The organism is Micromonospora sp. NPDC049044 (genome assembly GCF_040649215.1).
Taxonomy (GTDB): domain Bacteria; phylum Actinomycetota; class Actinomycetes; order Mycobacteriales; family Micromonosporaceae; genus Micromonospora.
In genome coordinates this window covers 1-1357 of record NZ_JBEZFA010000088.1, presented here as the reverse complement: position 1 = coordinate 1357, position 1357 = coordinate 1, and the positions used below count along the sequence as shown (strand labels likewise).

Below are 1357 nucleotides of genomic sequence, written 5' to 3'. Positions count from 1 at the left end.
CCAGGCGTTGTGCCTGGTGAGGAGGGTGCCGTGATGACCGCGACACTGAACGACCAGACCGGACGTAAGAAGCGACCCGAGCCGTCGGCGGAGGCGAGAGCCGCCGCCGAGCTGGTCCGGGCAGCTAAGGAACAGGGCCTGTCGTTGACCGGCCCGGACGGGTTGCTCAAGCAGTTGACCAAGACGGTCCTGGAGACCGCGCTCAACGAGGAGATGACCGATCATCTCGGCTATGAGAAGCATGAGCAGGCCGGTGCCGGGTCGGGCAACGTCCGCAACGGCAGCCGGTCGAAGACGGTCCTGACCGAGGCCGGCGGACCGGTGCAGATCGACGTGCCGCGGGACAGGGCAGGCACGTTCGAGCCTCAGATCGTCAAGAAGCGGCAGCGGCGCCTGTCGGGGGTCGACGAGGTCGTGTTGTCGCTGTATGCCAAGGGTTTGACGACCGGGGAGATCAGCGCGCACTTCGCCGAGATCTACGGCGCGTCGGTGTCGAAGGAGACGATCTCGCGGATCACTGACAAGGTGATCGAGGAGATGACCGACTGGTCGCATCGCCCGTTGGATGAGATCTACGCGGCGGTGTTCATCGACGCGATCGTGGTCAAGGTGCGTGATGGGCAGGTGGCGAACCGGCCGTTCTACGCCGCGATCGGGGTCACCCTCGACGGCGAGAAGGATGTCCTCGGGTTGTGGGCCGGCTCGGGTGGTGAGGGCGCCAAGTTCTGGATGAGCGTGCTGACCGACCTGCGCAACCGCGGCGTGAAGGACGTGTTCTTCCTCGTCTGCGACGGTCTGAAAGGCCTGCCGGAGGTCGTAACGAACGTATGGCCCCGGACCGTGGTGCAGACGTGCGTGATCCACCTGATCCGCAACACGTTCCGGCTCACCTCGCGCAAGTACTGGGACGAGATCAAGCGGGACATCAAGCCGATCTACACGGCCGTCAACGCCGACGCCGCCCGAGCGGCGTTCGACGACCTGGCCGACAAGTGGCGTGGCCGGTATCCGGCGGTGATCCGGTTGTGGGACAACGCCTGGGCGGAGTTCATCCCGTTCCTCGACTACGACCTGGAGATCCGCAAGGTCATCTGCTCCACGAACGCGATCGAGTCGTTGAACGCCCGCTACCGGCGGGCCGTGAAAGCCCGTGGCCACTTCCCCAACGAGCAGGCCGCGTTGAAGTGTCTGTACCTGGTGACCCGATCCCTGGATCCCACCGGAGCAGGCAGAACCCGATGGACGATGCGCTGGAAACCCGCCCTGAACGCCTTCGCCATCACCTTCAGCGACCGCTTCCCAGCCGCTGAAACCTACTAACCAAGATCGCCGGAAACACCGTTAGCGAGACAGCCCC

1 protein-coding gene is annotated in these 1357 nt (G+C 64.9%); it reads left to right on the top strand.

Features of this window, described 5'->3' with window-relative positions:
* Positions 1–33: 33 nt before the first annotated feature.
* Positions 34–1320, top strand: a complete 1287-nt coding sequence (locus AB0B85_RS33575; RefSeq protein ID WP_357413801.1) for an IS256 family transposase — start codon at positions 34–36, stop codon at positions 1318–1320.
* Positions 1321–1357: the final 37 nt, after the last annotated feature.